The 25,411-nt window shown below is 68.5% G+C and carries 17 protein-coding genes and 1 pseudogene; 14 read left to right on the forward strand and 4 right to left on the reverse strand.

The features are described from left to right. The first annotated feature begins 101 nt into the window (after nucleotides 1-101). Entirely contained in the window at nucleotides 102-725 is a 624-nt protein-coding gene (locus BCM27_RS01110; RefSeq protein ID WP_004021451.1) for a hypothetical protein, read from the forward strand. A 44-nt stretch (nucleotides 726-769) separates the two neighbouring features. Continuing rightward, complete coding sequence (locus tag BCM27_RS01115) at nucleotides 770-2,179, forward strand: carotenoid oxygenase family protein (protein ID WP_004021450.1); 1,410 nt, start codon at nucleotides 770-772, stop codon at nucleotides 2,177-2,179. Nucleotides 2,180-2,263: 84 nt separating this feature from the next. Here BCM27_RS01115 and BCM27_RS01120 read toward each other — a convergent pair whose 3' ends face one another. Further along, nucleotides 2,264-3,313 (reverse strand): alpha/beta hydrolase fold domain-containing protein, encoded by a 1,050-nt coding sequence (locus tag BCM27_RS01120; RefSeq protein ID WP_033204764.1) that lies wholly within the window; start codon nucleotides 3,311-3,313, stop codon nucleotides 2,264-2,266. A 516-nt stretch (nucleotides 3,314-3,829) separates the two neighbouring features. Between BCM27_RS01120 and gltB the strand changes: the two are divergent. The 4 genes and pseudogenes from gltB to BCM27_RS01140 all read left to right on the forward strand — a co-directional run bounded on the left by gltB (nucleotide 3,830) and on the right by BCM27_RS01140 (nucleotide 11,782). Beyond that, nucleotides 3,830-8,414 (forward strand): annotated as a pseudogene (gltB, locus tag BCM27_RS01125) (glutamate synthase large subunit). After that, the gene (locus BCM27_RS01130; RefSeq protein ID WP_004021447.1) at nucleotides 8,407-9,861 is read left to right on the forward strand and encodes a glutamate synthase subunit beta; all 1,455 of its coding nucleotides are present in this window, start codon (nucleotides 8,407-8,409) and stop codon (nucleotides 9,859-9,861) included. Before gltB ends, BCM27_RS01130 begins: the two are co-directional and overlap by 8 nt. Before the next feature lie 234 nt (nucleotides 9,862-10,095). Beyond that, nucleotides 10,096-10,983 carry a cutinase family protein gene (locus tag BCM27_RS01135; RefSeq protein ID WP_004021446.1) on the forward strand — a complete coding sequence of 296 codons (888 nt, stop codon included), beginning with the start codon at nucleotides 10,096-10,098 and terminating at the stop codon, nucleotides 10,981-10,983. A gap of 127 nt (nucleotides 10,984-11,110) precedes the next feature. After that, entirely contained in the window at nucleotides 11,111-11,782 is a 672-nt protein-coding gene (locus BCM27_RS01140) for a DedA family protein (RefSeq protein ID WP_004021445.1), read from the forward strand. A 471-nt stretch (nucleotides 11,783-12,253) separates the two neighbouring features. Here the strand turns inward: BCM27_RS01140 and BCM27_RS01145 are convergent, their stop codons facing one another. Beyond that, on the reverse strand, nucleotides 12,254-12,499 hold the full coding sequence (locus BCM27_RS01145) for an RNA-binding S4 domain-containing protein (RefSeq protein WP_004021444.1): 246 nt from the start codon (nucleotides 12,497-12,499) through the stop codon (nucleotides 12,254-12,256). A gap of 134 nt (nucleotides 12,500-12,633) precedes the next feature. Here BCM27_RS01145 and lysX point away from each other — a divergent pair, with 134 nt between their 5' ends. From lysX to BCM27_RS01190, 8 genes are all read left to right on the forward strand, one after another. Beyond that, the gene (gene lysX / locus BCM27_RS01150) at nucleotides 12,634-16,047 is read left to right on the forward strand and encodes a bifunctional lysylphosphatidylglycerol synthetase/lysine--tRNA ligase LysX (protein ID WP_033204767.1); all 3,414 of its coding nucleotides are present in this window, start codon (nucleotides 12,634-12,636) and stop codon (nucleotides 16,045-16,047) included. A 687-nt stretch (nucleotides 16,048-16,734) separates the two neighbouring features. Continuing rightward, a complete protein-coding gene (sigK, locus tag BCM27_RS01160) occupies nucleotides 16,735-17,349 on the forward strand; it encodes an ECF RNA polymerase sigma factor SigK (RefSeq protein WP_004021442.1) in 615 nt (204 codons plus the stop codon). A 70-nt stretch (nucleotides 17,350-17,419) separates the two neighbouring features. Next, nucleotides 17,420-18,328 (forward strand): alpha/beta fold hydrolase, encoded by a 909-nt coding sequence (locus tag BCM27_RS01165; protein WP_004021441.1) that lies wholly within the window; start codon nucleotides 17,420-17,422, stop codon nucleotides 18,326-18,328. A gap of 34 nt (nucleotides 18,329-18,362) precedes the next feature. After that, entirely contained in the window at nucleotides 18,363-18,854 is a 492-nt protein-coding gene (rraA, locus tag BCM27_RS01170; RefSeq protein WP_033204714.1) for a ribonuclease E activity regulator RraA, read from the forward strand. A gap of 90 nt (nucleotides 18,855-18,944) precedes the next feature. Beyond that, nucleotides 18,945-20,498 carry a succinic semialdehyde dehydrogenase gene (locus BCM27_RS01175; RefSeq protein ID WP_004021439.1) on the forward strand — a complete coding sequence of 518 codons (1,554 nt, stop codon included), beginning with the start codon at nucleotides 18,945-18,947 and terminating at the stop codon, nucleotides 20,496-20,498. A gap of 273 nt (nucleotides 20,499-20,771) precedes the next feature. Then, nucleotides 20,772-21,980, forward strand: a complete 1,209-nt coding sequence (locus tag BCM27_RS01180; RefSeq protein WP_110117391.1) for a PQQ-dependent sugar dehydrogenase — start codon at nucleotides 20,772-20,774, stop codon at nucleotides 21,978-21,980. 3 nt (nucleotides 21,981-21,983) lie between these two features. Continuing rightward, nucleotides 21,984-22,799 (forward strand): cyclase family protein, encoded by an 816-nt coding sequence (locus tag BCM27_RS01185; RefSeq protein ID WP_004021437.1) that lies wholly within the window; start codon nucleotides 21,984-21,986, stop codon nucleotides 22,797-22,799. A 19-nt stretch (nucleotides 22,800-22,818) separates the two neighbouring features. After that, nucleotides 22,819-23,745 (forward strand): alpha/beta fold hydrolase, encoded by a 927-nt coding sequence (locus BCM27_RS01190; RefSeq protein WP_004021436.1) that lies wholly within the window; start codon nucleotides 22,819-22,821, stop codon nucleotides 23,743-23,745. Here BCM27_RS01190 and BCM27_RS01195 read toward each other — a convergent pair. Together BCM27_RS01195 and BCM27_RS01200 are read right to left on the reverse strand one after the other, a co-directional pair. After that, complete coding sequence (locus BCM27_RS01195) at nucleotides 23,725-24,429, reverse strand: hypothetical protein (protein WP_004021435.1); 705 nt, start codon at nucleotides 24,427-24,429, stop codon at nucleotides 23,725-23,727. The genes BCM27_RS01190 and BCM27_RS01195 overlap by 21 nt on opposite strands. Before the next feature lie 99 nt (nucleotides 24,430-24,528). Next, the gene (locus tag BCM27_RS01200) at nucleotides 24,529-25,221 is read right to left on the reverse strand and encodes a DUF6474 family protein (RefSeq protein WP_004021434.1); all 693 of its coding nucleotides are present in this window, start codon (nucleotides 25,219-25,221) and stop codon (nucleotides 24,529-24,531) included. Between the last annotated feature and the right edge of the window lie 190 nt (nucleotides 25,222-25,411).

Consider the following 25,411-nt stretch of genomic DNA (forward strand, 5'->3'; position numbering starts at 1 on the left):
GATTTCTCCGTCATGACGCAGATGTACGCGTCATCGGCGCGGCGGACAGTAGGTGTACCCCAACGAGGACCCACCTCGGCCGTACCGAAGGAGAACACACCGTGAACGCCAAGTCGATGATCCTGGGACTCGCCCCGTGGTTCGTATTCGCCTGGTCGGCCGAACGCCTGGGCGCCGACCACGTCACGCTCGCCGCGCTCGCCGCGTGCGCACTGGCCCTGGCCGTCACCATCTACGAGGCGGTCCGCACGGGTGGTGGATGGAAGATCATCGACGTCGCCGGGGTCGTCCTGTTCGGTGTCATCGCGCTCATCGGCGTCTTCGGCGACCACGGGGTCGACGAGGCACTCGTGTTCTTCGGGCGTGGCGGTTCGGCGTTCGTCCTCGCCGCGGTCATGGCGGTGTCCGCGTTCACGGTCCCGTTCACCGAGCAATATGCCCGGGAGTCCGTCGACCCCGCGCTGTGGCACTCGCCCGTGTTCCGTGCCAAGAACCGCCAGATCAGCCTCCTGTGGGCCGGTGCGATCGCACTCATGGGTTGCTCGCACATCGTCGCCGGGTTCCTGGCGTCGTCGGCGTCGGTATCAGGCAGCCACCCCGGCAACATCCTGCTCAACTGGGTCGTCCCGATCGCGCTGATCGTGTTCGCGGTCAAGCGGACCCGGGCCATCGCCGACGCAGCGCCCAGCGCGCCCGCCGACTCCACCGCACCGGCCGCCGGCTGAACCGCCGCGACGCAACCAATTTCGACCAGCCCAGAGGAACTCCGATGACCATCGCAACGCCCCCCACCCCCGCTCCCGTCGACATGGCCCACCACGCCCACCTCACCGGTGTCTTCGCGCCGCAGCGCGACGAGGTCGATGTCGCCGATCTGCCCGTCTCCGGCGAGATCCCGGCGGGCCTACACGGCAGCTACCTACGCAACGGGCCCAACCCTCGCTTCGATCCGATCGGCTCGTTCGTCTATCCCCTCGACGGCGACGGCATGGTGCATCGGATCAGCATCTCCGACGGTCGCGTCGGGTACACCAACCGGTTCGTCCGGACCCCGATGGTGATCGCGGAAGAGGCTGCCGGACATGCTCTCTGGTCGGGACTCACCGACGGATACACGCCGCCGGCAAGCGTGGTGGGTGACGAACTGGCCGGCACATACCGCGAACTGCCCGACATCAATATCGTCCGGCACGGCGGACGACTGATGGCGATGGCCGAATCCGACCAGCCCTACCTGCTCGAGCCGTCGTCGCTGGCCACCCTGGCCAAGACCGACTGCTCCGGGGCGATGCGGGTGGGTAGTACCGCCCACCCGAAGATCGACCCGGCGACCGGCGAGATGGTCTTGTTCAACTACGGCCTCGAGGCGCCATACCTGACGTGGTCGGTGGTGTCCGCGGACGGGACGACGACCACCGGCCCCACCCCGGTCGACGGACTCGACAAGCCGGTGATGATCCACGACATGGCCTTGACATCCCGATACCTCGTTCTCTTCGTGTGCCCGTTGATCTTCGACCTCGAAGGCGTGATGACCGGCGGGTCGCTGCTGTCCTGGCAACCCGACGACGGCACGCGCATCGCGCTCATCCCGCGCGACGGCGGTCCGGTGCGCTGGGTGCACACCGACCCGTTCTGGGTGTGGCACTTCGCCAACGCCTTCGACGGCCCGGGACCAGACGACGGCGTCATCGTCGACTACGTCGAATGGAGCTACCCGGGAGGGTTCGCCGACGAACCGCGGCCGGCGACGTCGGCACTCACCCGGGCGATCATCCGCCCGGACGGCTCGATCACGCGGAACACGATCAGCGACAACGCCTTCAACATGGAGTTCCCGCGGGTCGACGACCGACTGCTCACCCGGGATCACCATCGGGTCGCGACGGTGGCCAAGGGGCCGAGGGACAGTGGCGCCACCGACAGCCTCTGGTTCCACGACCTCGCCGCCGGAACAGAGACCTACTGGAGTCCCGGGACCGCCATCGGCGAGCCGATCTACATCCCGGGCGCAGACGGCGATCACTGGGGCGCGATCGGCACCGACCCCGCCGACATGCGTTCGTATTTCTACCTTCTCGCCGCCGACGAGCCGACGGCCGGACCGGTCGCCACCGTCGAACTCCCGATCCGCGTCCCGGCCGGACTCCATGGAGCCTGGCTCGCGGACCCGGCCTGACGACAAACCCACCCTGTTTCCGTGAACTCACCCCGTCCGCGCGTGGTGGGTTTGCGGAAAAGGGGTGGGTGTGCGGGTGCGGGGCTACTGACGGTCCGGGGCCGTCACCTCGATGAACCGGGCCGCGATGTCGATGGCCGAACGCGCTTCGGCCGACAAGCGGGGGATCAGTTGGAAGACGTGGCCCTGATCCGGCCATGCCTGGATCACCGAAACCCCGCCGGCGCCGGTGATCTCGTCGTGCGTGGCGCGGGCGTCGGCGCCCATCACCTCGCGTGCGCCGTACTGGATGAGCGTGTTGGGCAGGGCCATGTCCGGGGTGAGCCGAACCCGCATCCGGGGATGATCGGGCGCCGCGGTCCGGGTGTAGAGCCGCAGGATCTTCCGGGCGGGCACCGCGTCGATGATCGGATCGCGGACTCCGGTCCGTTGATTGCGCACGGCCAGTTCGAAAGTGGGGTCGTAGAGCGGTGAGAACAGCACCATCGAACCCGGCTGCGGGGTGCCCGTCGCGTGGTTGACGGCGAGCAGGTCGAGCGCGAGGTGGCCACCGGCGGAGTCGCCCGCGATCACGATGTCCTCGGCGCGATACCCCTGAGACAGCAGCCAGCGATAGCCGCGGATGGTGTCGTTGCCCGCGCACGGCCAGGCGTGTTCCGGGGCGAGTCGGTAGTCCAGGCTGAACGCCGGCAGGCCGGTCCGGTTGCCGAGCCGTCCGACGAGGCCCCGGTGCGTCCGCGGCGAACACACGACATACCCGCTTCCGTGCAGGTAGTAGATGATCCGAGAGCCGGGAGACGGGGCGCTCGCGTGCCGGCCGGTCACCCATTCGCCGCGGACCTGGCCGCCGCGGAAGCCCTCGCGCACGATCTCCACCCGGGTGTTGGCCGGAGGCGGGTTGAGGCGCTCGATCGTCCGATTGAGGGCCGGGCGGGTCCGCTGGATCATCTGCGCCGTCACCCGTGGATGACTGACCCCGGCCGCCGCCATCATCGGCCAGGTGACGCGGGCCAGGTAGGCGTTGACCGCGCGGGAGCGCCGCGAACCATGTGGATCGACGCCGAGGCGGCCGAACGGATGCTCGACGAGGACCGGGTCTGCGACGGGTTCGCCCGCGGGCACAGCGACACTCATCACCTGACGGTAGATGCCCGACGCCATCCGGGTGGGTGATCGTCCAGGGTGAGATCGGGCCGCAATCCGACCGCGACCGACGACGGCGTCGCAACCGACATCGACGGCTTCGCGGAGAGTCATGCGGAGGAGTCCTCGAAACGCCCGATTCCCGTCTGACGTGCACCTGCGGTGCCATTGTGGTAGCCGGATTTCTTGACTCGGCCCTTCGCGTGGAAAAATGGCTCACAATGCTCATACGGCTGCCCGGGGGCGCTCTGGCGTGCTGCGCGCGGTAGCTGCGATGAGCAGGGTGGTTCGGGCCCCGACGATGCGGCCCGAAGGGACCGTCAGCAACGGCGCTGACCGGGACTCACCGCCGCTGTGATCGTCGGCTCTGCCCAGGTCAGCCCCGATGCGGGTGGATGACGACGACGCCGGGGACATCGTGGTCCGCGGTCCGACACGGCCGGGTGTGGCCCCAGACATTGACGACGGGTAGTGCGTGCACCCCTCGTGCGCAAAGTGAGGCGAACTATGAAGCAGGCTCCGGGACCGGTGGGTCTCTACGACCCACGCAACGAGCACGACTCGTGCGGCGTGGCGTTCGTCGTGGACATGCATGGGCGGCGCAGTCGCAACATCGTCGACAAGGCGATCATGGCGTTGGTGAATCTCGAGCACCGCGGCGCCGCGGGCGCCGAGCCGAACACCGGTGACGGTGCCGGGATCATGATCCAGGTCCCGGACCGCTTCCTGCGGGAGACCGTGGACTTCGAGCTGCCCGCCGAGGGCAGCTACGCGACCGGTATCGCCTTCCTGCCCCAGGGCTCGGAGGACGCGCGCCTCGCCTGTGAGGGCGTGGAGAAGGTCATCGAGGCCGAGGGCCTGACCCTGCTCGGATGGCGCGAGGTGCCCACCAACGAGAGCTCGCTCGGAGCGCTCGCCCGCGACGCCATGCCGACCTTCCGCCAGGTGTTCGTCGGCGGGGCAGAGGGCATGGAGCTCGAGCGTCGCGCCTACGTCGTGCGCAAGCGCGTGCAGTACGAGCTCGGCAACAAGGGTGCAGGCGCCGACGGCCCGGGCCGCGAGACCGTGTACTTCCCCAGCCTGTCCGGACGCACCTTCGTCTACAAGGGCATGCTGACGACCCCGCAGCTGCGGGAGTTCTACGTCGACCTGCAGGACTCGCGCGTCGAGAGCTCGCTCGGTCTGGTGCATTCGCGCTTCTCCACCAACACCTTCCCGTCGTGGCCGCTGGCGCATCCGTTCCGCCGCGTCGCCCACAACGGCGAGATCAACACCGTCACCGGCAACGAGAACTGGATGCGGGCCCGCGAGGCGCTCATCGACACCGAGGCCTTCGGGGCCGACGCGGCGTCGAAGATCTTCCCGATCTGCACCCCCGGTGCGTCGGACACCGCGCGCTTCGACGAGGTGCTCGAGCTGCTCCACCTCGGCGGACGCAGCCTCCCGCACGCCGTTCTCATGATGATTCCCGAGGCATGGGAGCGTCACGAGTCGATGAAGCCCGAGCATCGGGCGTTCTACCGCTACCACTCCGCGCTGATGGAGCCGTGGGACGGGCCGGCGTCGGTCTGCTTCACCGACGGCACCGTCGTGGGCGCCGTGCTCGACCGGAACGGCTTGCGCCCCAGCCGTATCTGGGTCACCAAGGACGGACTGGTCGTCATGGCCTCCGAGGTCGGCGTGCTCGACATCGACCACTCCGACGTCGTGCAGAAGATGCGTCTGCAGCCGGGCCGCATGTTCCTCGTGGACACCGCGGCCGGCCGCATCGTCGACGACGAGGAGATCAAGGACGAGCTCGCCGCCGAGCATCCCTACGGGGAGTGGCTCGAGCAGGGACTGGTCCCGGTCGACGACATCGAGGCACCGCCGCACCAGCACATGCCGCATGACCGAGTCGCGCTGCGGCAGCAGGTCTTCGGTTACACCCGTGAAGAACTCGACCTCCTGGTCGCGCCGATGGCCAAGACCGGTGCCGAGGCACTCGGCTCGATGGGCACCGACACCCCGATCGCGGTGCTCTCCAAGCGCCCGCGCATGCTGTTCGACTACTTCCAGCAGCTGTTCGCCCAGGTGACCAACCCGCCGCTCGACGCGATCCGCGAGGAGATCGTCACCAGCGTCGGCGGCACCATCGGCACCGAGGCCGACCTGCTGAATCCCGGCCCCGAGTCGTGCCGGCAGATCGAGCTGACGTCGCCGGTTCTCGACAACGACACTCTCGCCAAGCTGGTGGAGATCAACACCAACGACGCGCTGCCCGGTTTCCGCAGCGTCCACATCCACGGCCTCTACCCGGTGGCCGAGGGCGGTGCCGGACTGCGCACGGCGCTCGACGAGGTGCGTGCCAAGGTCAGTGCCGCGATCGACGACGGCGCGAACCTGGTGATCCTGTCCGACCGCGAGTCCGACGAGACCTACGCACCCGATCCCGTCGCTGCTCCTCACCGCCGCGGTGCACCACCATCTCGTGCGCGAGCGCAAGCGGACCCAGGCCGGCCTGATCGTCGAGTCCGGCGACTGCCGCGAGGTCCACCATGTCGCCGCGCTCGTCGGCTTCGGTGCCGCAGCGGTCAACCCGTACATGGCCTTCGAGTCGATCGAGGACATGATCGAGCGCGGTGTGCTCGGCAACCTCGACCTGGCCACGGCGCAGAAGAACTACATCAAGGCCGCCGGCAAGGGTGTGCTCAAGGTGATGAGCAAGATGGGCATCTCGACCCTCGCCTCCTACACCGGCGCACAGCTCTTCCAGGTGATCGGTCTGTCGCAGGAGACGGTCGACGAGTTCTTCACCGGCCTCAACAGCCAGCTCGACGGCATCGGCCTCGACGAGATCGCCGCCGACGTCGCGGTGCGGCACGCGCTGGCGTTCTCCGACCGTCCCTCCGAGCGGGCGCACCGCGAGCTCGAGGTGGGCGGCGAGTACCAGTGGCGTCGTGAGGGCGAATACCACCTGTTCAACCCGGACACGGTGTTCAAGCTCCAGCACTCCACGCGCACCGGCCAGTACAAGGTGTTCAAGGAGTACACCAAGCTGGTCGACGACCAGTCCCGCCAGATGGCCTCGCTGCGTGGCCTGTTCGACTTCAACTTCGGTGATCGCGACCCGATCCCGATCGAGAAGGTCGAGCCGGCGAGCGAGATCGTCAAGCGCTTCTCGACCGGCGCGATGAGCTTCGGCTCGATCTCCGCCGAGGCCCACGAGACCCTGGCCATCGCCATGAACCGTCTCGGCGGCCGGTCCAATTCGGGTGAGGGCGGCGAGGATCCGCGTCGCTTCCACCACGACGAGAACGGCGACTGGCGGCGCAGCGCGATCAAGCAGGTCGCGTCGGGACGCTTCGGCGTCACCTCGCACTATCTGTCGAACTGCACCGACATCCAGATCAAGATGGCGCAGGGCGCCAAGCCCGGTGAGGGCGGCCAGCTCCCGCCGCACAAGGTGTACCCGTGGGTCGCCGAGGTCCGCGGTTCGACGCCCGGCGTCGGGCTGATCTCGCCGCCGCCGCACCACGACATCTACTCGATCGAGGATCTCGCTCAGCTGATCCACGACCTGAAGAACGCCAACCCCAAGGCGCGCATCCACGTGAAGCTCGTCAGCGAGGTCGGCGTGGGCACCGTCGCGGCGGGCGTGTCGAAGGCGCACGCGGACGTGGTCCTCATCTCCGGTCACGACGGTGGCACCGGTGCCACCCCGCTGACCTCGATGAAGCACGCCGGGGCGCCCTGGGAGATCGGCCTCGCCGAGACCCAGCAGACCCTGCTGCTCAACGGATTGCGCGACCGCATCGTGGTGCAGGTCGACGGCCAGCTCAAGACCGGCCGGGACGTCGTCGTCGCCGCCCTCCTCGGTGGCGAGGAATTCGGCTTCGCGACCGCACCGCTGGTGGTCTCCGGCTGCATCATGATGCGCGTCTGCCACCTGGACACCTGCCCCGTGGGCGTGGCGACCCAGAACCCGCTCCTGCGTGAGCGTTTCGCGGGCAAGCCGGAGTTCGTCGAGAACTTCTTCCTGTTCATCGCCGAAGAGGTCCGGGAACTCCTGGCGCGCCTCGGCTTCCGCACCCTGCAGGAAGCCGTCGGTCACGTCGAGGCCCTGGACACCACCAAGGCGCTGGCGCACTGGAAGTCCGAGAAGGCCGGCAAGCTCGACCTGTCGTCGATCCTGACGATGCCGGAATCGCCCTTCATGAACCAGGATCTGTACTGCTCGGGCGTGCAGGACCATGCACTGGACAAGGCGCTCGATCAGCAGCTGATCGCACAGAGTCGTGAGGCGATCGACCACGGGACCCGGGTGTCCTTCACCTCGAAGATCACCAACGTGAACCGCACCGTCGGCACGATGCTGGGCCACGAGGTCACCAAGGCCTATGGTGCACAGGGTCTCCCCGACGGGACGATCATCGTCGACTTCACCGGTTCGGCGGGCAACAGCTTCGGCGCCTTCGTGCCGAAGGGTGTCACGCTGCGCCTCGAGGGTGACGCCAACGACTTCGTCGGCAAGGGATTGTCGGGCGGTCGTCTGGTGGTCCGTCCGGCACGCAATGCGCCGGCCGACTTCGTCGCCGAGCACAACATCATCGCCGGCAACGTGATCGGGTTCGGTGCCACCGCGGGCAAGATCTTCCTGCGCGGCATCGTGGGCGAACGCTTCTGCGTCCGCAACTCGGGTGTCACGGCGGTCGTCGAGGGCGTGGGTGACCACGGTTGCGAGTACATGACCGGCGGGCGCGTCGTCGTCCTCGGTGAGACCGGCCGCAACTTCGCGGCGGGCATGTCCGGCGGTATGGCCTTCGTCTACGACCCCGAGGGCAAGCTGGCCGACAATCTCAACACCGAGCTCGTCGACCTCGAGCCGCTCGTCGACGAGGACATCGAGTTCCTCGCCGCGATCATCGACGAACACCGTGCCGAGACCGATTCCCCGGTTGCCGCCGCACTTCTCGGCGACTGGGACACCGCCCAGACCAAGTTCGCCAAGGTCATGCCGCGCGATTTCAAGCGTGTGTTGCTGGCCATCTCCGACGCGGAGAAGTCCGGGCGAGACGTGAACGAAGCGATCATGGAGGCCGCACGTGGCTGACCCCAGAGGATTCCTCAAGCACCCCGAGCGGGAGCTGCCCGACCGCCGTCCGGTGGAACTGCGTCTGCTGGACTGGAAAGAGGTCTACACCGACTTCGACAAGGGCCACCTGAAGACGCAGGCGAGCCGCTGCATGGACTGCGGTATCCCGTTCTGCCACAACGGCTGCCCGCTGGGGAACCTCATCCCCGAGTGGAACGACCTGGTCTACAAGGACCAGTGGCGCGACGGTATCGAGCGTCTGCACGCGACGAACAACTTCCCGGAGTTCACCGGCCGTCTGTGCCCGGCTCCGTGCGAGGCGTCGTGCGTGTTGGGGATCAACCAGCCGCCGGTCACCATCAAGCAGGTCGAGGTCGAGATCATCGACAACGCCTTCGACAACGGCTGGGTCACCCCGGTCCTGCCGTCGGAGAAGACCGGCAAGTCGGTGGCCGTCGTGGGCTCCGGCCCCGCGGGACTGGCTGCGGCGCAGCAGCTCACGCGTGCCGGGCACGACGTGACCCTGTTCGAGCGGGCCGATCGCATCGGCGGTCTGCTCCGCTACGGAATCCCCGAGTTCAAGATGGAGAAGCGCCACATCGACCGCCGTCTGGCGCAGATGGAGGCCGAGGGCACCGTCTTCCGCACCGGCGTCAACGTGGGCGTCGACGTCACGGTCGAGCAGCTCCGCGCCGACTTCGACGCGGTGATCCTCGCCAACGGTTCGACCATCGGCCGTGACCTGCCGATCCCCGGGCGTGAGCTCGACGGCATCCATCAGGCGATGGAGTTCCTGCCGCAGGCCAACCGGGTGCAGCTCGGCGACGACGTCGAGGGCCAGATCTCGGCGAAGGGCAAGAAGGTCATCATCATCGGTGGTGGCGACACCGGTGCCGACTGCCTGGGCACCTCGCTGCGCCAGGGCGCCGAGATCGTCCACCAGTTCGAGATCATGCCGAAGCCGCCGATCGAGCGTGCCGAGTCGACCCCGTGGCCGACCTACCCGCTGATGTACCGCGTGTCGTCGGCTCACGAAGAGGGCGGCGAGCGCGTCTTCTCGGTCAACACCGAGCAGTTCACCGGCGAGGACGGCAAGGTCACCGGGCTCAAGGCGCACGAGGTTCAGATGCGCGACGGTCGCTTCGAGAAGGTCGAGGGTTCGGACTTCGAACTCGAGGCCGATCTGGTGCTGCTCGCCATGGGCTTCGTCGGTCCCGAGCGCGAGGATCTCCTCGACAAGATGGGCGTCGAATACGATCCCCGCGGGAACGTGAAGCGCGACAACAGCTTCGCTGCTGTCGGACAGCCGGGTGTCTTCGTTGCCGGCGACGCCGGCCGCGGGCAGTCGCTCATCGTGTGGGCAATCGCCGAGGGCCGGTCGGCCGCCGCGGCCGCCGACAAGTTCCTCACCGGGGCGTCGGACCTGCCGGCACCGATCGTGCCCACGCAGGTCGCGCAGCGCTGATCGCGCGGTCGCACAGAACCCCACCGAACTCCCGCTCACCCGCTTGAGGGTGGGCGGGAGTTCTGCGTGTAGGGGACAGGCGTGTCGGGTAGGTGTCTCCCGGCCCTGCGACCGGGGCGGGGTCAGCGTTCCTCGGGTGTTCCGCGGGCCGCAACGCATCGGCGGGTCGCCGGTCCTACACTCGCCTCATCGCTGTCGGCCGGCCCTCACCGGCCAGTACGAAGGGAACGGACCATGCGTCGGATCGTCGCGACCGTGTGCGCGCTGCTGTGCGCCGTCTTGGCCGGAGGTGGCCTCGCCCTTCCGAAAGCCGACGCCGCGCCGCGCGGGTGCCCGGAGATCTATGTGCTCGCCGTGCCCGGCACCTGGTCCAACGGTGCCAATCCGGGCCTTCTCGCCGAGGTCACCGCGGGGCTCGGACCGGAGACCCGTGTGCAGTACGTCGGATACGACGCCACGGCGTTCCCCTGGGAGAAGGCGATCTACGGGAAGTCGAAGGCACAGGCCGTGGCGAACACCACCGGACTGGCCCTGCAGATGCTGCGCCGATGCCCTGGCACCCGGATCGCGCTGGTGGGTTACAGCCAGGGCGCCGACGCCGCCGGCGACCTCGCCTCCGAGATCGGCACCGGACGCGCAGCCATCAAGCCGGGTCAGGTGGCCGGCGTCGTGCTGATCGCCGACCCGCGCCGGTCCAAGCGCGACAACCTGGTCGGCCCGCCGCTACGCGGCGAAGGCAGCGGCGGACCGCGCCTCGACAGCATGGGTTGGGTACTGCCGAGGGCGTTCACGATCTGCGAACCCACCGACGTCTACTGCAACGTGCCCCGCGACTACTACGTGACTCGGATCGTCGGTTACCTCGCGGAGACCAGTGACCCGACGCCGAGCCAGATCGGCCAGTACCAGGCGGAGGCGGGGGCGATCCTCGCCGAACTGCTCACCCTCGGTGGTCCCGGGGAGATCGTGCAGGAACTCGGCGACGAGCGGGCCCGCGAACAGATCAGGTCGTTCAACCGCTTCCTGCAGTCCGGATCCCACGGCACCTATCGCGACTTCGAGGTCCGTCCCGGGGTGACGGCGGTGCAGTGGGCCAATCGCTTCCTCGCCGGCCTCGCGTGAGGGATGCCGGTCGGCTGACCTGTGCCGAAACCGGATGAATCGGACGCCCGGCTAGAGTGGCGGCCGAGGCGGTCACCGATGCCGGAGACCAGCCACCCGCCCGCCCTCGGACAGACGGACTCAATCCTTGTCAACGCAGCTCGCCGCCGTACTCGCCCAGACCGACCCGTCCCAGGGTCACAGCGGTTTCATCGGCTGGATCCTCGACCTGATGGACACGCTCGGGGAGCTGGGCGTCGGGGTGGCGATCCTGCTCGAGACCTTCCTGCCGCCCATCCCGTCCGAAGCGGTCCTTCCCGGCGCCGGGTTCCTCGCCTACGAGGGCCGCATGAACGTCTGGCTCGCCTGGGCGGCCGCGACCGTCGGTTCGCTCGTCGGCGCCTGGCTCTGGTACTGGATCGGTGCCGCTCTGGGGCGCGATCGCACCCGACGTCTCGTCGGACGGCTCCCGCTGTTGGACTACGACGACTTCGACAAGGCGGAGGAGTACTTCGTCCGCTGGGGCGGGCTGGCGGTTCTGCTCGGGCGGTGCGTACCGCTCGTGCGATCGTTCGTCTCGATACCCGCCGGCATCGAGAAGATGCCGTTCTGGCGCTTCACCGCCTATACGACGCTGGGTTCGGGGGTGTGGAACGCGCTGTGGATCGGGATCGGTTTCGGGTTCGGCCCGGCCATCGCTCCGGCGCTGGAACGCTGGAGCGGCGTGCTGTCGAACATCGTGATCGTCGTACTGGTCCTCATGATCGCCTGGTTCGTCGTGAAGCGGATCCGCCGCCGACGGGTGAGCTCCGCGGGATGAGAAGGGCGTCGGGAACGCCTCCCGGTGCCGGCCCCGATGAGGCCACGGACGACGCCTGGGTCATTCATGCAGGTGAGGGGCGCGTCGCTCCCCGCGCGGTAACGCTTCGCGTGCGACGATCGATCTAGCCGTCGTGTGCGGCACTCGCCACTCCGAGACCCGGACGAGCGAGATCCACACGTGTCGGTGGTCGGGGGGACGTGGCGAAAGCCACGCGAAAGTCCGGCGACATGATCCGGATCAGCCGCTACAGTAGAACAAAGTTTGAGTCCGTTGTAACGAATGTGAAGTATCAGGAAGTGATTGGTCATGAAGTTGGCTGACACCTTTCATGCACCCCGCCGGGGCTCCCTGCTGAACTCGCTCACCGGTGGGCGACTCGGGGGCCGCCCCTCCACGCCGGTGTTCCCCGCTGAAGCGGAACGCCTCATCACCCCCGCCGAACTCAGACGGTTCGGCGTTCGGACCTAGTCAGGGGGCGGGCTGCTCGTCGCTCTCCGAGGCGACTCGTACGCTCATCCCGCCGACGGACACCACGTCGCCGATCGCCAGCTGCCGGCCCCGCCGGGTCTCCACCTCGTCGTTGACGGTGACCAGGCCGTCGGCGATCACCTCCTTGGCCTCGGCCCCGGACTCGATCAGGTTCGCGAGCTTGAGGAACTGGCCGAGGCGGATGGACTCGTCGCGGATCGTCACGTCGTACACGGCTTCGATCATGCCGGTACCGGGCGTGCGCGGCCACCCCGGTCGGAGCTGCGACGACATGCGCCGAGGCGAGACGATCTGAGCCGGACATGGCCGAACCGCGTGGAGTGCCGGGACAGATCCCCGTTCCCGACTACCGTTTACGCATGGCCACCGACACCCCCCTCGCGCCGGTCGACCCCGAGAACCCCGACGAGCACCACATCGGTACCTCGCGCGCACCCACCGCGGCCGATCGTCGTTCCCTGGCGCTCCTCGACAAGATCAGGCGCCCCACGGGGTTCGGGACCCGCGCACCGCACGTCGCGGGCACCGTCGTCGGTGTCCTCGCCGCTATCGCGTTGTTGTCCAGTCTCTTTCCCGCGATCCGGCATCTGATACACGACCCGCGACGCTACGTCGACGACTACATCATCACCCTGCCCGACACCAGTTTCGCCTGGGCGTTCGTCCTCGCGCTCCTCGCGGTCGCCCTGTCGGCGCGCAAGCGGATCGCCTGGTGGATCAGCGTCGTCTATCTCGTGCTGTTCATGACGGCCAACGTCCTGTATCTGATACCGGCGCTCGAGGACGACCTCGGAGTCACGGCATGGGACCGCACCAACATCTACCTCGGCCTGTTCATCGACGCCCTCGCGTTGATGTTCCTGCTCTCCACCTATCGCCAGTTCTACACGCGGGTCCGCAAGGGGGCGATCCCCGCGGCGTTCGGCACCCTCATCGCCGGACTGGTCATCGCGACGCTGCTGGGCTGGGCGCTGGTATGGGCGTTCCCGCACACGCTGACCCGGGGCGACCGGTTGCCCTACGCGTTCAACCGGGTTGTCGCCTTCGGTGCCATCGACCAGGACGCGTCGTTCGACGGCCGGCACACGCACCTCTTCGTCAACGGGTTGCTCGGGTTGTTCGGTGCGCTGGCGCTGATCGCGGCGGCGATCGTGCTGTTCCGGTCGCAGCGGCTGCGCTGGCTCATCACCGCCGAGGACGAAGCACTCATCCGCGCACTGATCGCGCGGTTCAACGACGACGACTCGCTGGCGTACTTCTCGACCCGGCGCGACAAGGCCGTGGTGTTCTCACCCGACGGCCGCGCGGCCATCACCTACCGCGTGGAGGTCGGCGTCGGACTCGCGGGCGGTGACCCGATCGGCGACCCGGAGTCGTGGCCCGACGCCATCGCCGAATTCCTCACGCTCTGCGAGAAGTACGGGTGGCACCCGGCGTCGATGGGGTCGAGCCCGCGCGGGGCGGCCGCCTTCGACGCCGCCGGCTTCGTCTCGCTCAACATCGGCGACGAGGCCATCCTGCACACGCGCGAGTTCAGCCTCAGCGGGTCGGCGATGAAGGCGGTGCGCCAGGCCGTGACCCGCACCCGCCGTGCCGGGGTCGGCGTCCGCATCCGACGGCACAACGAGATCGGCGACACCGAGATGGCGCAGATCGTCGCGCGCGCCGACGACTGGCGCGACACCGACGAGGAACGCGGCTTCGCGATGGCGCTCTCGCGCATCGGTGACCCCGCGGACGGCGACTGCCTGCTGGTCGAGGCCGTGCTGGACGAAGGCGAACCCGGCGAACGGGTCGTCGGCATGCTGTCGTTCGTTCCGTGGGGGCGTCGTGGCGTCTCACTCGACCTGATGCGTCGTGACCGGCACGGACCGAATGGTGTCGTGGAGACGATGGTCGCCGAATTGTGCCGTGACTCAGAGCAGTTGGGCATCACCGAGGTGTCGCTCAACTTCGCCGCGTTCCGCGCGTTCTTCGAACAGGGACCCCAGATCGGTGCCGGACCGGTGATGCGGATGGGCTATTCGGTGCTGATGTTCGGCTCGCGGTTCTTCCAGATGGAGTCGCTGTACAAGTCGAACGCGAAATACCTGCCGGACTGGCAGTCGCGCTACCTGTGCTTCGAGGACAGTCGGATTCTGCCCCGGGTGGGCCTGGCCGCCATCGTGACCGAGGGTTTCATCACGTTGCCCCGGTTCGGCCGGGCCAAGCACTACACGCAGGGGCCGCCGTCGATCCCGCCCGGTGTCGACGCCCCCGCCCTCATCGCCGAGCTCGAAGCCGAGACGGCCACCCCCGAGGGTGCGGTCGTCCATCGACCGGAACAGGTCCGTGTCCGGCTCGAGAAGATGGACCGGCTCGTCGAGCGGGGTTTCGATCCGTACCCGCCGGCAGATCAGCCCACCCACACGATCGCGCAGGCCAAGGCCGAGCCCGAGGGAACGGTCGTCACCGTCGCCGGCCGCGTGACGCGGCTCCGCGACTTCGGCAAGGTCGTGTTCGCCGACGTCCACGACTGGTCCGGCGAGGTCCAGGTGCTGGTCGAGGACTCTCGGGTGATCCCGGGAACCCCCGATTTCGGCACAGACGTCGACCTCGGCGACCTCATCCAGGCGCGTGGCGTCGTGGGCACCAGCCGCAAGGGTGAACTGTCGATCCTGATCGACGCCTGGCGGATCAACGGCAAGTGCCTGCGTCCGCTACCCGACAAATGGGCCGGCCTCACCGATCCGGAAGCGCGTGTCCGCCAGCGCTATGTCGACCTGGCGATCAACGAGCAGACGCGAGCATCGCTCGCCACCCGCAGCCTCGTCGTGAAGTCGCTGCGCGACTTCCTCTCCGCGCGTGGCTACCTGGAGGTGGAGACGCCGATCCTGCAACAGATCCACGGCGGCGCCAACGCGACCCCGTTCCAGACGCACATCAACGCCTACAACCTCGACCTGTATCTGCGCATCGCTCCCGAGCTCTACCTCAAGAGACTCTGCGTCGGTGGCGTCGAGAAGGTCTTCGAGATCGGTCGCAACTTCCGCAACGAGGGCGTGGACTTCAGTCACAACCCGGAGTTCACGAGCCTGGAAGCGTATGAGGCGCACAGTGATTACCTCAAGATGCTCGACCTCACCCGCGAGATGATCCAGCACGCGGCGACGGCGGCCTACGGGGAGCCGGTGATCGTGCGCACCGACGCCGACGGAAACGAAGAGCGTGTGGACATCTCGGGGGAGTGGCCGGTCAAGACCGTCCACCAGGTGGTGTCGGAAGGTGCGGAGCAGGAGATCACGCCGGAGACCTCCGTCGAGGAGTTGCGCGCGGTGTGCGATCGCCTCGAGATCAACCACCGGCCGGATTGGGATGCGGGGCAGATCGTGCTGGAGCTCTACGAGCATCTCGGCGAGGACCGGACCACGTTCCCGACCTTCTACACCGACTTCCCGACGTCGACATCGCCGCTCACGCGCGCACACCGGACCAAGCCGGGCGTCGCGGAGCGATGGGACCTCGTCGCCTGGGGCGTCGAACTCGGCACGGCCTACACCGAACTCACCGACCCGGTCGAACAGCGCAAACGTCTCACCGAACAGTCGATCCTGGCGGCCGACGGGGACCCCGAGGCCATGGAGCTCGACGAGGACTTCCTGCAGGCGCTCGAATACGCGATGCCGCCCACCGGTGGTCTCGGCGTCGGCGTCGACCGGGTGGTCATGCTCATCACCGGGCAATCCATCCGAGAGTCGCTGGCGTTCCCGCTCGCGAAGCCGCAGGACGCCTGAGTCGAGGACCCCGACGCTTTCCGGGGTGTGCCCGGCGAGGTCGACGATCGTCACCGAGCCGTCGCCGAACAGGTCGTGGCTCGACGTGAACGTCGACACCGGTGGGCCGTCGAGGTCGGGGGTCCGGCGCAACGGCCGCAGCTCGAGACCCTCGGCCGTGCTGATCGTCGAGCGGGGCGGGGTGATCAACGGGCGCAGAACCGTCGGGAGCTCGGGTAGCGCCCGGAGATGAGCGTCCCGGCAGAAGCCCGGATCGACCAGAAACGTCGCCTCGGGGTGTTCGACCACGAAGGTCGTCATCGCGGAGGGCGGGCGACGTACCCCGACGGCCAGGTGTGCGCGCCGATTCCGGGCATGTGGATGTCACATGCAGTTCACCGGGGGGAGGTTTTGGGTAGCACTCCGCCGTCGTTGAATGGTCCTGGCTCTCCGAAGGGCTGCTGTCGTCACAACGGGCTACAACAGATCACAATGTGTAACGACGGGCTAGGGTCGAACGACCTACTTCACGACCCCCGCCGTCTGACGAGAGGTGCCCCGGATGATCCTCCAAGAGCCCGTACAGCAGGACCCTCGGGCGGGCCGTCGTTGACATGCACCCGGGTCAAATTCCGTTCACGGCGACGGTTCTCGCGGAGCCTCTGAGTCGGCACGTGCCTCGACCTCGAGCCGGCAGCCGCTGAACCCGTGGCGCCGAGGGAGAGCGACGCGACCGCGGATGCGGATCATGGGGGCGGGGGCGAATCGCAGGTGCTCAGCGACCTGCTGGCTCTGGTGGCCGACGGGGATCGCGCGGCGTTCACACGCCTCTACGATCTGACCAGTTCCCGGATCTACGGCCTGGCCGTCCGGGTGGTCCGTGACCGGCACTACGCCGAAGAGGTGGTCCAGGAGGCCTACCTGCAGTACTGGCAACAGGCCGTCGACTACGAACCCGCACGTGGGTCGGTGATCACCTGGATGATGACCATCGCGCACCGTCGCGCCGTCGACCGGGTCCGCACCGAGAACATGCAGACCGAGAGAATGTCGGAGTACGGGGTCAGGAGCGTGGAACCCGAAGCGACGCAGAATCTTCCGTTGGAGGCCGTGGTCCGCACGGCGGAGGTGAACGCGGTGCGCACCTGCCTCGGACACCTCACCGATCTGCAGCGCGGAAGCCTCGAGATGTCGTACTTCGGGGGACTCTCGTACCCGGAGGTGGCCGCACGCATGGACACGCCCCTGCCCACCACGAAGTCGCGGATCAGGGACGGCCTGCGAAAGCTGCGCACCTGCCTGGACTCTCATGAGGACGGCTGATCACTCACCGCACTGAGCCCGGTCGCGTCGTCCGACGACGCCGTCCGCCTCACCCGGGCACACTGAACGCGTGCACGAGACGACACGCGACAACGATCTGAGGTCACCCGGTGAGTTCGTGACGGTCGGGGAGCATCGTCTCCACGTGCTCGACGAGGGTTCGGGTCCGCCGCTGCTGCTCATGGCGGCGCTCGGGAGCAACTGGTTCGATCTCGATCCGCTGGTCGCGCGACTCTCCTCGTCGTGGCGGGTCCTGCGGTACGACCGTCCGGGCTACGGATTGTCCGATCCCATCGGCCGGGGCCACCATCCGTCGCTGCTCGGCGAGGTGGAGCGGATGGCCGCCGTGCTCGACGCGCGTGGCGTCGACGAACCGGTTGTCGTCGTGGGTCATTCGCTGGCGTCGTTGTACGTGGAGGCGTTCGCTCGGCGGTATCCGGAGCGGACCGCTGGCGTGGTCGTGCTCGACGGGTCGTTCGTGTTGTTGCCGTGGCGGATCGTCCCGCTGTCGTTCCGTGTCGGCAACGCGCATCGGCTGGTCGGCGCGGCGCGCGCGGTGACCAGTCGCGTCGGCATTCGCCGCTGGCCGAGTTTCCAGGTGTGGAGCCGTGTGGTGCCGGCTCCCCCCGAGGGTCGCGGAGAGCAGCAGCAGCGGTGGAGCACCCACGTCTTCGGGCAGCCGCCCTATCTGCTCGCCCTGCTCGTCGAGAACGCCGCGTTCGGGTCGATGAACCAGACGTTGCGCAGTCTGCGCCGGTCCGCGCCGATGCCCGGTGTCCCCACGATCGTCGTCGTGGCGTCGTCGAGGCTGCCCGGATGGCGTCACTTCTGGGAGTGGAAGCAGCGGCGATACGCCGAGGTGCTCGACGCCGGTGGGATCGCCGTTCTGCCGCGGGCGAGACACTTCCTCGTCTCCGAACGGCCCGACGACGTCGCCGAGATCATCGATGGCGTCCGATCGCTCCCTACCCGCGAGTAACCAGCTACTTGCGGTTACACCTAAACTGTTCGGCATGAGCGAGCTCACCTTCACCCCGACGGCCGATCTCGTCGACGAGATCGGTGCCGATGTCCGCAGCTGTGACACCCAGTTCACCCAGTTCGGCGGCACCCGGGAGTTCGTCGGACGGGTGTCGACGGTCCGATGCTTCCAGGACAACGCCCTGCTGAAGTCGGTCCTCGGTGAGTCCAACCCCGGCGGGGTGCTCGTCGTCGACGGCGACGCATCGGTCCACACCGCGCTGGTGGGAGACCTGATCGCCGAACTCGGCCGGTCCAACGGCTGGGTCGGGATCATCGTCAACGGCGCCATCCGCGACGCCAAGACCATCGGTGGGATGGAGATCGGGGTCAAGGCCCTGGGCACCAACCCGCGCAAGTCGACCAAGACCGGCGCCGGTGAGCGCGACGTCCCGCTGACCATCGGCGGCGAGACGTTCACCCCCGGCGACGTCGTCTACTCCGACGACGACGGCATCGTGCTCGTCGCGGCGGAGCCACGGTAGAGGCCGACCCCAGCAAGCCCCCGGTCGCCGAGACCGACGATCGTCATCGAACAGAACACCGGATATCCGACAGCGCTGAGGAGCACCGCCATGCCGAAGCCCACCGCCGACCATTTCGCTCGCCTGGGTGCGCTCGTCGCCATCGACGACGCCGCGAGTCGTCCGACGCGCCCCGTTCTGGAGGCGTTCAGCGGGACCGAGATGGCCACCATCCCGGTCGCCACCGCGGACGATCTCGAGGTGGCGGTCGCCCGTGCCCGCCAGGCGCAGCAGGGGTGGGCGGCTCGCACGCCGGCCGACCGCGCCGCGATCATCGACCGTTTCTCCGAGCTTGTCCACCGCAACGCGGCATCGCTGATGGACATCGCCCAGGCCGAGACCGGCAAGGCGCGCATCTACGCGCAAGAAGAGGTCATCGACGTCTCGATCACCGCGCGGCACTACGCGACCAACGGACCCAAGCTGTTGGCCGACCGCAAGGTCAAGGGCATGCTGCCGGGCGCGACGAGCGTACGCGTGCGGTATCTGCCCAAGGGCGTGGTGGGCGTCATCAGCCCGTGGAACTACCCGCTCACGCTGGCGGTGTCCGACGCGGTGGCGGCGCTGATCGCCGGCAACGCCGTGGTCATCAAGCCCGACAGCCAGACTCCGTACTGCGCACTGGCCCTGGCCGAGTTGCTCTACGAGGCAGGTCTCCCGCGCGAGCTCTACGCCGTGGTGCCCGGGCCGGGAGGCGTTGTCGGACAGGCCATCATGGCCTCCACCGACTACGTGATGTTCACCGGTTCCTCGGAAACCGGGGCTACCCTCGCCGAGCAGGCCGGGCGCAGGCTCATCGGATTCTCGGCAGAGCTCGGCGGCAAGAACCCGATGGTGGTCACCGCGAGCGCCGACATCGCCAACGCCGTCCGGGGCGCGGCGCGGGCGGCGTACTCCAACTCCGGGCAGCTGTGCATCTCGATCGAACGGATCTACGTCGACAAGAAGATCGCCGACGACTTCGCCGAGCGGTTCGCCGCGTACGTCTCGACGATGAAGCTGTCGGCCTCCTACGATTTCACCGCCGACATGGGGTCCCTGGCCTCGGCCGCCCAGATCGACACCGCCGAGGCGCACGTGGAGGATGCGGTCGCCAAGGGTGCCAAGGTACTGGCCGGCGGCAAGCGACGCGCCGATCTGGGGCCGTTCTTCTTCGAGCCGACGGTCCTCACCGACGTCACCGACGACATGGTGTGCTTCGCGAACGAGACCTTCGGACCCGTCGTCTCGATCTACCCGGTGGACTCCACCGACGAGGCGATCAAGCTCGCCAACGACACCGACTACGGTCTGAACGCCAGTGTCTTCGCCGGGAGCAGTGCCGAGGCGCAGCAGGTCGCCGAGCAGCTCCGGGCCGGGACGGTCAACATCAACGAGGGTTACGCGGCGGCGTGGGCGTCGACGGCGGCTCCGATGGGCGGCATGGGCATCTCCGGAGTGGGACGCCGCCACGGCGACGAGGGTCTGCTGAAGTACACCGAGCCCCAGACCATCGCCGAGCAGCGCTTCATCGGCATCGACCGCATGCCGGTGGTCCCGACGAGCATCTACCGCGCCATCACCCCGACCGCCGTCCGCGCGCTGAAGTACCTGCCGGGGCGCTGAGAACCCCTCGTCCGAAGGAACCCGTTGTGCTCGGAGCGAGCCCGACCACTGCTCCTGAGGAGGCCGGAGCTTGCGGAGGCCGTCACGAAGGGTCCTGGTGAGATGCGTCGCCAAACCCTTCGTGGCTCGTCGCTTGCGCTCCTCGCACCTCAGGGAGCAATGGTTGTGTCGTTCTTCCGGATCAGAGAGCACGAGTCACGCGGCGAGACGCCGGATGTCCTGCCCGATCGGTGTGAGCGTGGTTACGGTAGCCCTGTGACCCGGAGCCCCCGCATGCGCAGAGACCCCGTAACCCGATCCCGCCGGACGCGTCTGGGGGTGCTGACCGCGGCCGTCTCGGCTGCCCTCGTCGGCGCCCTGGTGTCCGCGCCCGCCGCCGACGCGGCACCCGCACTGCGGGTGACCACCGTCGCCGACGGACTGAGCATCCCGTGGGGCGTCGTGGTGGCCCCGGACGGAACGGTGCTGACCGGAGAGCGGTCGGGACGGTTCGTCGCAGTCCGCCCGGGCGGGCAGCGGGTGAACGTCCGTGCCGACCTGTCGCGCATCTTCGCGCAGGGCGAGTCCGGGCTGATGGGTCTCGCGATCGATCCGCGATTCGAACAGACCCGCCGCGTGTACTCGTGCCAGGCGGAGGCAACCGTGCCGGGTGCGCCGGGGGCGCCCGGTTCGCTGTCGAACATCCCGATCGAGTTCCCGCAGACCGGTCAGACCATCCAGGTCGTGTCCTGGCGGGTCGGCGCCGACTGGACCCAGATGGCCCGTGAACGCACTGTGCTGAGCGGGGTCCCGGTCAACTCGTCGGGGCGGCACGGCGGTTGTGGTCTCGCGGCCACCGGGGACAGCCTCTGGGTCGGAACCGGCGACAACGCCACCCCGTGGATTCCGCAGTCCCGGACCTCGCTGGGCGGCAAGGTGTTGCACATCAAGCTCGACGGGACGCCCGCTCCGGGAAATCCGAACCCCCGCAGTCCGATCTACAGTCTCGGGCATCGCAACGTGCAGGGTGTGGCGGTCCAACCCGGTACGGGTCGCGTGTACGCCATCGAGCAGGGCACGACCCGCGACGACGAACTCAACCGGATCGTCGCCGGCGGCAACTACGGATACAAGCCCGACCGTCTGCCGGTGATCTACGACGAGTCGGTGCCGATGACCGATCCCGTCCGTGTCCCGGGTGCGATCGGTCCGGTGTGGAGTTCGGGCGACCAGACGATCGCCCTCCCGGGTATCGCCTTCCTGCCCGACACCGGGTGGGGCGAGTACAGCGGCGGTCTCGTGCTCACGGCACTGAAGGGCAAACGACTGGTGTTCCTGAAGCTCTCCGATGACGGGCGACGCGTGGTGTCGGAGACCGAGGCCTTGAAGGGCGCGCACGGCCGTCTGCGCGGGGTGGCCGTCGCCCCCGACGGCTCTCTGGTCCTGACGACCAGCGACGGTGAGGGTTCGGATCGCATCCTGCGCGTGCGCTGGAACGGCTGAGCCGTGTGCGACGACGCGATCGTCGGACATGCCCACGACGAAGCCCGTCGGATGTCTCGTCGAACCGCGCTGACGGTGGCTGCCGGTGTGGCGACCGGGATCTCGGCGTCGATGGCGGCCGGAACCGGCCTGGCTGCCCCCTCTCGAGGCGCGCCGGGCGGCGCGGCAGCCGGCCGGGTCGTCGACCTCACCCACACGCTGTCGCCGTCGTTCCCGGTGTGGCCGGGCAATCCGCCCATGGTCTCGGTCCCGACGTCCCGTGTGCGGGGCAGAGATTCGGGCTTCTCGACCAACTGGGTCTCGTTCGCCGAGCACACCGGTACCCACGTCGACGCCCCTGCCCACAAGATCGGGCGCGGGATCACCGTCGACCGCATCGACCCGGCCGACCTCGTGGCACCTCTGGTGGTGATCAGCATCGAGACGAGGGCACGTCGTGACCGGCGGGCCCAGTTGACCGAACGTGATGTCGCGGAATGGGAATCGACTCACGGGCCGATCCCTCGCGGCGCGCTGGTCGCGTTGCACACCGGGTGGCGACCACGCAACGGCGGTGCGGATGCCGCCGGGTTCTCGCCGGCCGCGGTCGGCATGCTCGTGACCGAGCGGGGGGCCGTGGCCATCGGGACCGATACGCTCAGCGTCGACATCCGCGGCGCCACCGGTGCCCACACCGCGATCCTCGGCAGCGGACGATACGCCGTCGAGGCGATGGCGAACCTGGAAGCCGTTCCGGCGCAGGGTTCGACGGTGGTCGTCGGCGCGCCGAGGTTCGCCGGCGGCACCGGTGGTCCGGCGCGAGTACTCGCGCTGGTGTGAACCGACAGGAAGGTCATCGATGACCACACGCCTCACCCGATTCGGTCGCGGACCGTACACCTTCGATGTCATCGACGACGGACCGGCAGACGGAGAACCGATCGTGCTGCTGCACGGTTTCCCCCAGCGGGCCTCGTGCTGGGAGCTCGTTGCACCGATATTGCACGACAAGGGATTCCGGACACTCGCGCCGGACCAGCGCGGCTATTCGCCCGGCGCGCGGCCCACGCGGCGACGGGATTACTCACAGGGGGAGCTGGTGTCCGATGTGCTCGCCCTGCTCGACTCTGCCGACATCGAGCGAGCGCACCTCGTCGGCCACGACTGGGGTGCGATCGTCGGGTGGACGGCGGCGGCGCATCATCCCGACCGGGTCGAGACGCTCACTGCCTTGTCCGTCCCGCACGCCGGGGCGTTCATGCGTGCCATGCCCCGGGGCCAGATTCTCCGGTCCTGGTACATGGCCGCCTTTCAGATTCCGGTGCTGCCGGACAAGCTCCTCGGCCGGGCGATGCGGACACAACCGGATTTCGGGGAGCGGATGGGACTCCCGCAGCCGTTCGCATCGCGGGTGGCAACCGAGATCGGTGACCACGGTGCATTGCCCGGCGCGCTGGGGTGGTATCGCGCGATGTTCTTGCCGGACAGGCGGTCCGCGCCACGACCGGTCCGCGTGCCGACCACTTTCGTGTGGGGTGACGCCGATGTCGCGATCAGTGGCGCCGCGGCCCGGCTGTGTTCGGGCTGGGTGGAGGCGAACTACGAGTTCATCGCTCTTCCGGGCGCGGATCACTGGCTACCGGAGGCGCACCCCGACGAGGTCGCGGCCGCGATCCTCGCCCGAGTCAACCGCCCGTACACCGGTTCCGGCGCAACGGGTCCGGTGCGGTCACACGGACCGGGTGCGGCCTCGGCCGACGAGACGTCAGCGCAGGATACGGCGTAACACGACAAAGACGATCAGCGCGACCGCGGCCGCCAGCCCGGCGAATGCGGGCGTCAGGTTGGTGGTCGGGGCCTCGGTCGGGGAGCCCGAGCGCAACTGCGCGAAAGTCGCTCGGGCAGCATCCGATTCGGCGACCACATCGACCGGCGGATGTGCCGGCGGAGCCGAGGGTGTGGGCGGGGTGGCGGGGCTGGGGGTGGACGCCGGCTCCGGAGAACGGGTCACCGGCGGGGCCGGAGTAGACGCCGGGGTCGGGGCAGGCACCTGGGGCGCTTCGGGTTCGGGTGCCGGAGCCTGCGATTCCGGCACGGGCGGCGCCGACTTGGCCGGTGCCTTCTTCGGCGGCGCCTTCTTGGCGGCCGACTTCTTCGCCGGTGCGACGCCCGCTGCCTTCTTCGCCGGACTCTTCTTGGCCGGCGCCTTCGCCGGGGGTGTCTTCTTGGCGGCCTTCTTCGGCGGGAGCTGGTCGCCGCCGGACTCCGCGGCCGCCGTCTCCGGTGTGGTCTTCTTCGCAGGCGCCTTCTTGGCCGGCTTCTTCGCTACCGGCTGCTCGGGTGCGGGCGCCGGAGCGTCGGGTGAGCTGCTGGACCCGGGATCGCCCGGTGCGGCGATCGGGAACAGTGCCTGCTCGTCGCGGTTCGGGTCACCGTCGGACGGCGTGACGTTCGGATCCGGCTCGGTCATTCGGCGCTCCCTCGCAAGTGTCCGGCACGCGCTCGGAAACCACTCCGCGGCGCGACCCGTTTGGGGCCATCTTAGTCGTTGTGTTCCCTGGGATTCGTGTCAGGAACGGACGCCGAGCCGGGCCAGGATGTCGGCGTCGACGGCCTCGAGCTCGTCGGCGATGGCCTTGTGGGCGGTGCGACGCTGACCGGCCGACATCGTCTCGGCGGTCTGTACCGCGATGTCGAGGTTGTCGAGACGCCTGGTCATCGCGGCGACGAAGTCCTTGGCATCGGCACTGGTGTCCTGGCCCACGACCTTCTCCAGGGCCGTGCGGGTGGTGACGATGCGCGCGGACAGGGCGGCGCCGTGACCGCTGAACTGGCGCAACACTTCCGGCGAGACCCCGGCACGACTCGCCTGTAGCGTCGAGAGCTGCTCGCGACCGGCGACCGCGGCCCGGTAGACGACGGGTACGGCGATCGGAGCCACGAGTCGCGCGATGGTGAGGTAGCGCTTCACACTGGCCGGGCTGAGCGCCTTCGCGTCGGCAGCCGCCTGTGCCTCGACGGCGAACTTCTTCGCCTCGGCCTTGCTCACCTTCGTCTGGGACTTGGCGAGCTGCTTGGCGGTCTTGCGCTCGGCCTTCATCTCCTTCTGGAAGTACTTGTGCTCGTTCTTGCGTCGAGCCTTGTGTTCCTTGCGCCGCGACTTGGCGTCGAACTTCGCCTCCAGCTTGGCTTTGGCCTTGAGGGCCTTGGCCTCTGCCTTGCGCTGCGCTCGAGTCGTACCGTCGGACGAGAACAATCCCATCGAATGCCCTTTCGCTGGTGGCGAGAAGACCGCAGTCGACCCCCGGCCCGCTCTCGTTCCGCTCCCGGCGCCGGTCGACCGGCTCGCTGCCCGCGTCCGGCGCCGCACTTCCGTGGCCCCGCTCGCATCGCTCCCGGCGTCAGGTGCGCGTGATAACAAGTACAAGCATGACATGTGGTTGTATCCGACC

This window comes from Gordonia terrae, assembly GCF_001698225.1.
Lineage (GTDB): Bacteria > Actinomycetota > Actinomycetes > Mycobacteriales > Mycobacteriaceae > Gordonia > Gordonia terrae.